The organism is Pseudomonas sp. SJZ077 (assembly GCF_007993905.1).
GTDB classification, from domain to species: domain Bacteria; phylum Pseudomonadota; class Gammaproteobacteria; order Pseudomonadales; family Pseudomonadaceae; genus Aquipseudomonas; species Aquipseudomonas mandelii.
The window spans coordinates 1-8,026 of the sequence record NZ_VIUJ01000040.1 but is presented as its reverse complement, the minus strand read 5'-3'; the positions used below and the strand labels follow the sequence as shown (position 1 = coordinate 8,026).

The following is an 8,026-nucleotide window of genomic DNA, read 5'->3' as shown; positions in this document are numbered from 1 at the left end:
CTCCCACGGTCTGTACTGGTTAGAGTCAGATGACGAGCTTTAGTCCCACCCACCCCTTCAAGTCTAAACATACAAGCGAGCCTGCTCGCGATAGCAATCTGACAGCCAACATCATTGTTGAATGTCAGGGCGCCATCGCGAGCAGGCTCGCTCCCACAGTGGTTTTGGAGTGTTTTCAGAGGCAACGCTGCTCCGGTTATCACACAACCCCAATTGGGCGTTTTTTTTGCGGCGCTTGGCGGGCATACTAGGCCGTCCCTTTCCCTGGTGTCGCCCGCCTCTATGCTTCGCGTCCTGATAGCCCTTGCCCTGACTTGCCTGCTCCAACCGGCCTTCGCTGATGAGCGCGCGCAAACCCAACAACAGTTGGACGCCACGCGTCAGGATATTGCCGAGCTGAAAAAACTGCTGGGCAAGCTGCAGGAAGAAAAATCCGGTGTGCAGAAAGACCTCAAAGGCACCGAGACCGAGATGGGCAAGCTCGAGAAGCAGGTCGAAGCCCTGCAAAAAGAGCTGAAGAAAAGCGAATCCGAGCTGCAGCGACTCGATGGTGAGAAAAAAAAACTCCAGAGCGCGCGCACTGAACAGCAACGACTGATCGCCATTCAGGCCCGTGCGGCCTATCAGAACGGCCGTCAGGAGTACTTGAAGCTCCTGCTGAACCAGCAGAATCCGGAAAAATTCGCCCGAACCCTCACCTATTACGACTACCTGAGCCAGGCCCGCCTGGAGCAGCTGAAGAATTTCAACGAAACCTTGCGCCAACTGGCCAACGTCGAAAAAGACATCGCCCTGCAACAGGCACAATTGCTGGTGCAGAAGAGCAGCCTCGACAGCCAGCGCGACGAACTCGACAAGGTTCGCAAGGAGCGCCAGCAAGTCCTGGCCAAGTTGAGCGACGACGTGAAGGCGCGCGACCAGAAGCTGGCCGCCCGCGAGCAGGATCAGGCAGACCTGTCTAAAGTCCTTAAAACCATCGAAGAAACCCTGGCCCGCCAGGCACGAGAGGCTGAAGAGGCGCGACAAAAAGCGCTCATCGCCCAGCAGGAAGCCGAAAAAAAGCGTTTACGTGAGGCTCAGGAGCAGGCGAATGCCACTGACGCCCCACGCAAACCGGTCAAGTCGAACCCTGGCGCATTGGTTTCCAGTTCAGGCGAGACCTTTGGCGGCCCTTTTGCTTCAAGCCGGGGAAGACTTCCGTGGCCGGTTGATGGTCGACTGCTGGCACGCTTCGGTGAATCCCGTGGCGACGACGCCCGTACCAAGTGGGACGGCGTGATGATCAGCGCCTCCGCCGGCAGCCAGGTGCACGCCGTGCATGGCGGTCGCGTGGTATTCGCCGACTGGTTGCGTGGCGCCGGGCTGCTGGTGATTCTCGACCATGGCAACGGTTTTCTGAGTCTTTATGGTCACAACCAGACGCTGCTCAAGTCTGCGGGTGACGTAGTAAAAGCCGGTGAGTCCATCTCCACTGTCGGTAACAGTGGCGGGCAGGACACACCAGCGCTGTATTTCGCTATTCGTCAGCAGGGTCACCCGAGTGATCCGGCGCAATGGTGTCGTGCGCAAGGATAAGTACGCCATCTACTTCAGGAGTTCGTTAGACATGCTGCATTTGTCCCGCCTTACCTCGCTGGCCCTGACGATCGCCCTGGTGATCGGCGCGCCTCTGGCGTTTGCCGCTCAACCGGCCCCGGCGGTCGCGCCTGCGGGCACTGCTGCGACCACCAAGGCGCCGTTGCCTCTGGAAGAGTTGCGCACCTTTGCCGAGGTCATGGATCGGATCAAGGCCGCCTATGTCGAACCGGTGGACGACAAGACCCTGCTGGAAAACGCCATCAAAGGCATGCTCAGCAACCTCGATCCGCACTCCGCCTATCTGGGCCCGGAAGACTTCGCTGAATTGCAGGAAAGCACCAGCGGCGAATTCGGCGGCCTGGGCATCGAAGTCGGCGCTGAAGACGGTTTCATCAAAGTGGTTTCGCCCATCGATGACACCCCGGCGTCCAAGGCTGGCATTCAGGCTGGCGACTTCATCGTGAAGATCAACGGCCAGCCGACTCGCGGCCAGAGCATGACCGAAGCCGTGGACAAGATGCGCGGCAAGATCGGCCAGAAAATCACCCTGACCCTGGTGCGCGACGGCGGTACGCCGTTCGACGTGACTCTGACCCGCGCCATCATTCAGGTGAAGAGCGTCAAGGCGCAGCTGCTGGAGTCGGGCTACGGCTACATCCGCATCACTCAGTTCCAGGTCAAGACCGGCGAAGAAGTGTCCAAAGCCCTGGCCAAGTTGCGCAAGGACAACGGCAAGAAGCTCAACGGCATCATTCTCGACCTGCGCAACAACCCGGGCGGCGTGCTGCAATCGGCAGTGGAAGTGGTCGACCACTTCATCACCAAGGGCCTGATCGTTTACACCAAGGGCCGCATCGCCAACTCCGAACTGCGCTTCTCGGCCACCGGCAAAGACGAAAGCGAAGCCGTGCCAATGGTTACGCTGATCAACGGCGGCAGCGCCTCGGCCTCGGAAATTGTCGCCGGCGCCTTGCAGGATCAGAAACGCGCGGTGGTCATGGGCACCACCAGTTTCGGCAAAGGCTCGGTACAAACCGTGCTGCCACTGAACAACGACCGCGCGCTGAAGATCACCACGGCGCTGTACTACACGCCGAACGGCCGCTCGATCCAGGCCCAGGGCATCGTCCCGGACATCGAAGTGCGCAGGGCCAAGATCACCAACGAGCAGGACAGCGAATACTTCAAGGAAGCCGATCTGCAGGGTCACTTGGGCAATGGCAACGGCGGCGCCGACAAACCGAGCGGTTCCAGCAGCAAGGCCAAGGCTATGCCGCAGGATGACGACTACCAACTGGCCCAGGCGCTGAGCCTGCTCAAAGGGCTGAGCATCACCTCCGGTCGCTGAGGTGCGCCTGCGGCTGCTGATCGGTCTGCTGTGCTGTCTGGCAGGCGTTGCCCACGCAACGCCCGCTACCGCTGCGCCGCAGAAAGCCTATCTCACGTTGATCATCGATGACCTGGGGCAGAACCTGCCCCGGGATCGTCGCGTGCTGGCCCTGCCCGGCCCGGTGACAGCGGCGATCATGCCCGACACGCCCCACGCCACCGAATTCGCCCGCGAGGCCCATCGCGCCGGCAAGATCGTCATCCTGCACATGCCCATGGACCCGGCCACCGGCCCGTTTGCCTGGCATCCCGATTTGCCCATCGACGAACTTGAGAAACGCCTGAGCGCGGCGTTCAAGGTCGTGCCTTACACCGCCGGCATCAACAACCATATGGGCAGTCGCATGACCGCTCAGCAACCGGCCATGGCCTGGTTGATGGCGGACTTGCAGCGCCGGCACAAGCTCTTCGTCGACAGCCGCACCAGCGCACAAACCGTCGCGGCAGCCGAGGCACAGAAGATTGGGTTGGCAAGCGTTTCGCGGGATGTGTTTCTGGATGACGAGCGCACCGAAGCGGCGATTTTCACGCAGTTGCAGACGGCGATTAATTTGGCGCACAAGCAAGGCTCGGCGGTGATGATCGGGCATCCGTATCCGCAGACGCTGGCGGTGCTGGAGAGGGAACTGCCCAAGCTCAAGGCTCAGGGCATTGAGTGGATCGACATCAAGCAGATGATCAGCGTGCGCAGCAATCGCGCGACGGCTGCGCATGGAAAGGATGGCGTGTACCGCTAATCCGCAACGACACAAAACCACTGTGGGAGCGAGCCTGCTCGCGATGGCGGTGAATCAGCCAACAGTGATGTTGACTGACACTGCCTCATCGCGAGCAGGCTCGCTCCCACACTTGAACACGGTGGTATCAGAGATACCGCGCCATGATGTCGTCCACCACGCCTTCTTTGCGCAGCTGATCCAGCGCGGCTTGCAGCTTGGCCACCACGTCATCTGGAACGTCTTTGTTCAACGCCAGATAGAGTTCGGCGCTATTGAACCGCAACACCGTCTTGAGACCGTTAACGCCCTCCTGACGCGCCAGATAGCGCCCGGCCGGGTCGCCCGTTGCCCACAAATCAATCTGACCACTCACCAGCTTCTTTGCGTTGTCCTGATCGCGCAGCACGACAATGGGCTTCAACCCTTGCTTGGCCAGCGTCTCGGCAATCGCATCGCCCTTGTATGCGCCGATCTTGTATTTGCGCGCTTGATCCAGCGTCTCCAGGCTGATCTTGCTGTCAGCCTTGGCCAGCATGATCCAGTCGTCCGGGCCAATCGGGCCGACCCACTTGAACAGCTTTTCGCGGTCCGGCAAGCGCGCCATCACGAACACGCCATAACCGGGTTTCTCGAGGGCGAGCTTGTAGATTCGCTCCCAAGGGAAGCGCAGTGTGAGGCTGTAGGTGACGTCGGCACGTTTGAACATCTCGCGGACGATGTCCACGGCAATGCCATTGATGTTCTCGTCCTGAGCGAAGTTCTTGCCGTTCTTCGCCATGTTGTATGGCGGGAAATTTTCCGTCAGTAACACCAGGTCGGTGTCGGGACTTTCTTCAGCGTGGGCTCCATTGATGAGCAACAGAGAAGCGCTGGCGAGGACAAGAAGCAGGCGTTTGATCATGTTGGGCTACCGAAATCCATGGCGTGCCCAAGAGTGCCTTGAGCCCGCCATGCTGTCCACTGGCCTTCATGGATTTGTTTAGCGCATGACGATTCCGCGATGCGCCATGTAGGCCTTGGCTTCCTGCACCGTGTATTCGCCGAAGTGGAAAATACTCGCCGCCAATACGGCGCTGGCGTGACCTTCGATGATGCCGTCGGCCAGATGCTGCAGGTTGCCGACGCCGCCGGAGGCAATCACCGGGATACCCAGCGCATCGCTGATGGCGCGGGTGACGCCCAGGTCGAAACCGTTTTTCATGCCGTCCTGATCCATGCTGGTCAGCAGGATTTCACCGGCACCCAGGCCTTCCATCTTCTTCGCCCACTCAACGGCGTCGAGGCCGGTTGGCTTGCGCCCGCCGTGGGTGAAGATCTCCCAGCGCGGGGTTTCGCCCGGACCGGAGACTTTCTTGGCGTCGATAGCGACGACGATGCACTGCGAGCCGAAATGCTGGGCCGCTTCGCCGACGAATTCCGGGTTGAATACCGCTGCGGTGTTGATCGAAACCTTGTCCGCACCGGCATTCAGCAAGTTGCGAATGTCCTGCACCGTGCGCACGCCACCGCCCACCGTCAGCGGGATGAACACCTGGCTGGCCATGCGCTCGACGGTGTGCAGCGTGGTGTCGCGGCCATCGACGCTGGCGGTGATGTCGAGAAAGGTAATCTCGTCAGCGCCCTGCTCGTCGTAGCGACGGGCGATTTCCACCGGATCGCCGGCATCACGAATGTTCTCGAACTTGACGCCCTTGACCACCCGGCCGTTGTCCACGTCCAGGCAAGGGATGATGCGTTTGGCCAGCGCCATGGTCAGTCCTCAGCCTTTGTACGAATCGCAGAAAGCTTGCGCTTCAGCGACATCGAGGGTGCCTTCGTAGATCGCCCGGCCGGTGATGGCGCCGATGATGCCTGGCGCCTTGGCGTCCAGCAGCGACTTGATGTCACCCAGATTGTGGATACCGCCGGAAGCGATGACCGGAATGCGCGTGGCAGCGGCCAGGGCAGCGGTGAACGGTACGTTGCAACCCTGCATCATGCCGTCTTTGGCGATGTCGGTATAAACGATCGCGGACACGCCATCGGCTTCGAACTGCTTGGCCAGGTCGATCACCTGAATGGTGCTGATTTCCGCCCAACCGTCAGTGGCGACGAAACCGTCTTTGGCGTCCAGACCGACGATCACTTTGCCCGGGAACGCACGGCACGCTTCAGCGACGAAGGCCGGATCTTTCACGGCTTTGGTGCCGATAATCACGTAGCTCACGCCTGCTTTGACGTAGTGCTCGATGGTTTCCAGGGAACGGATACCGCCACCGATCTGGATCGGAAGGTTCGGGTAGCGCTTGGCAATGGCTGTGACCACTTCACCGTTGACTGGCTGGCCTTCGAAGGCGCCGTTCAGGTCGACCAGATGCAGACGACGGCAACCGCCCTCCACCCACTTGGCAGCCATGCTCACCGGGTCATCGGAGAACACCGTGGAATCTTCCATGCGGCCCTGGCGCAGACGAACACAGGCACCGTCTTTAAGATCGATAGCGGGAATAATCAGCATGCTTTTTCCTTCGTCCAAAGAGCTGCAAGCTGCAAGCTATAAGCTGCAAGCACGCACGCGTTTCTACTTCTTGCAGCTTGCAGCTTAAAGCTTGCAGCTGCTCCTATGCTTTCTCGAGCGCCCACAAGTCGCTTTCGATGCTTTCGAACCTCTCTTTGAGGTGCGTCTGCACATCGAAAATCGCCCTGTTGTAATAGTGCGGCGCAATTTCGCGAGTAAACAGCTCAAGGATTTCAGCCGCTTCGAACGAACCCAGGTCCAGTTCGAAGCGATCTTCCATGAAGCGTTTGATCTTGTGATTGGCCTCGTTCTCCTGTTCGGGAGTGAGGGTCAGGATCGGCGGCTTCTTCTTGGCAGCCATTTACCAGCGACCATCCCACGCGGCGAAGTTCTGCAGCAATTGCAGGCCATGGGTATGGCTCTTCTCCGGGTGGAACTGCACGGCGAATCGCGAGCCATCGGCCAGCGCTGCGGCGAAATCGACACCGTAGTGACCGCCACCCACCACCTGCCGCGCGTTGCCGGCGGCGATGTAGTAGCTGTGCACGAAGTAGAAACGCGCCAAGTCCGGAATGTTGTGCCACAGCGGGTGACTCACCGTCTGCTTCACTTCGTTCCAGCCCATGTGCGGGACTTTCAGGTGTTCGCCGTCTTCGTGCAGATCTTTGCCGAAGAACTTCACCTGGCCTGGAAACAGACCGATGCAATCGACGCCATCGTTCTCTTCACTGCTGTCGAGCAAGGCTTGCATGCCGACACAGATGCCGAGAAACGGACGGTCCTGGCTGACTTCGCGCACCAGCGAGTCGAAGCCCAGGCGACGGATCTCCGCCATGCAATCGCGAATCGCGCCGACGCCGGGAAAAACCACCCGGTCGGCTTCGCGAATCACATCGGCATCGCTGGTGATCAGGACCTTGCCGGCACCGACGTGCTCGAGGGCCTTGGCCACCGAGTGCAGGTTGCCCATGCCGTAATCGATAACCGCGACCGTCTGCATTACAGAACGCCTTTGGTCGACGGCATCTGACCGGCCATGCGGTCATCAAGCTCTACGGCCATGCGCAGGGCGCGGCCGAATGCCTTGAACACGGTTTCGATCTGGTGGTGGGTGTTGGTGCCACGCAGATTGTCGATGTGCAGGCTGACCAGCGCATGGTTGACGAAGCCCTGGAAAAACTCCTGGAACAGGTCAACGTCGAAGCCGCCAACGGTGGCGCGGGTGTAGGGAACATGCATCTGCAGGCCAGGACGGCCGGAGAAATCGATCACCACACGCGATAGCGCTTCATCGAGCGGAACATAGGCGTGGCCGTAGCGACGGATGCCTTTTTTGTCGCCGATGGCTTTGGCGAAGGCCTGACCCAAAGTGATACCAACGTCTTCCACCGTGTGGTGGTCGTCGATATGCAGGTCGCCTTTGCTGACAATATCCAGGTCGATCAGCCCGTGACGGGCGATCTGGTCCAGCATGTGCTCAAGAAAAGGGACACCGATATCAAATCGGGCCTTTCCGGTGCCATCCAGGTTGATCGAGGCTTTGATCTGGGTTTCCAGAGTGTCGCGCTCGACTGACGCCTTACGTTCGGCCATCACCAGCTCCGCAAAATCATTGGGCGAAAAAGGCAGCCATTATAGGGGCGCGGGCGCGAAACAGAAACACGGGAGGTGATATCACTGACGGAGTGAATCCGGGAGTATCGGGGATAGACATGTCCATACAAGCGGATTTGATGGCGCCTCAAACAAATGTGGGAGATTCTATGTTTGGGGGGAACACCCAAACATAGAATTTGGCTTGTATTCGGTTTGGTTTTTCATCAGGGCAAACATCACTCTGGCC

9 protein-coding genes are annotated in these 8,026 nt (G+C 59.6%); 3 read left to right on the top strand and 6 right to left on the bottom strand.

What is annotated here, in order from left to right; all coding sequences use genetic code 11:
- Positions 1–282: 282 nt before the first annotated feature.
- The 3 genes from FBY01_RS31350 to FBY01_RS31340 are packed head-to-tail and all read left to right on the top strand — an operon-like array spanning position 283 to position 3,704.
- Positions 283–1,575 (top strand): murein hydrolase activator EnvC, encoded by a 1,293-nt coding sequence (locus FBY01_RS31350; RefSeq protein ID WP_083375247.1) that lies wholly within the window; start codon positions 283–285, stop codon positions 1,573–1,575.
- Positions 1,576–1,606: 31 nt separating this feature from the next.
- Positions 1,607–2,926: a S41 family peptidase gene (locus FBY01_RS31345; protein WP_010464576.1), complete on the top strand. Its 1,320-nt coding sequence runs from the start codon at positions 1,607–1,609 to the stop codon at positions 2,924–2,926.
- A gap of 1 nt (position 2,927) precedes the next feature.
- A complete protein-coding gene (locus FBY01_RS31340) occupies positions 2,928–3,704 on the top strand; it encodes a divergent polysaccharide deacetylase family protein (protein ID WP_077747589.1) in 777 nt (258 codons plus the stop codon).
- Positions 3,705–3,831: 127 nt separating this feature from the next.
- On the opposite strand, the gene FBY01_RS31335 is transcribed toward FBY01_RS31340, so the two are convergent.
- The 6 genes from FBY01_RS31335 to hisB all read right to left on the bottom strand — a co-directional run bounded on the left by FBY01_RS31335 (position 3,832) and on the right by hisB (position 7,776).
- Positions 3,832–4,587 (bottom strand): ABC transporter substrate-binding protein, encoded by a 756-nt coding sequence (locus FBY01_RS31335; protein ID WP_010464581.1) that lies wholly within the window; start codon positions 4,585–4,587, stop codon positions 3,832–3,834.
- A gap of 78 nt (positions 4,588–4,665) precedes the next feature.
- Positions 4,666–5,436: an imidazole glycerol phosphate synthase subunit HisF gene (gene hisF / locus FBY01_RS31330; RefSeq protein WP_007972752.1), complete on the bottom strand. Its 771-nt coding sequence runs from the start codon at positions 5,434–5,436 to the stop codon at positions 4,666–4,668.
- A 9-nt stretch (positions 5,437–5,445) separates the two neighbouring features.
- Positions 5,446–6,183, bottom strand: a complete 738-nt coding sequence (hisA, locus tag FBY01_RS31325) for a 1-(5-phosphoribosyl)-5-[(5-phosphoribosylamino)methylideneamino]imidazole-4-carboxamide isomerase (RefSeq protein WP_010464588.1) — start codon at positions 6,181–6,183, stop codon at positions 5,446–5,448.
- A gap of 103 nt (positions 6,184–6,286) precedes the next feature.
- Positions 6,287–6,544, bottom strand: a complete 258-nt coding sequence (locus FBY01_RS31320; RefSeq protein ID WP_010464590.1) for a DUF2164 domain-containing protein — start codon at positions 6,542–6,544, stop codon at positions 6,287–6,289.
- Positions 6,545–7,183: an imidazole glycerol phosphate synthase subunit HisH gene (gene hisH, locus FBY01_RS31315; RefSeq protein ID WP_010464592.1), complete on the bottom strand. Its 639-nt coding sequence runs from the start codon at positions 7,181–7,183 to the stop codon at positions 6,545–6,547.
- On the bottom strand, positions 7,183–7,776 hold the full coding sequence (gene hisB, locus FBY01_RS31310; RefSeq protein WP_003218037.1) for an imidazoleglycerol-phosphate dehydratase HisB: 594 nt from the start codon (positions 7,774–7,776) through the stop codon (positions 7,183–7,185). The genes hisH and hisB overlap by 1 nt, the downstream gene beginning before the upstream one ends.
- Positions 7,777–8,026 lie beyond the last annotated feature (250 nt).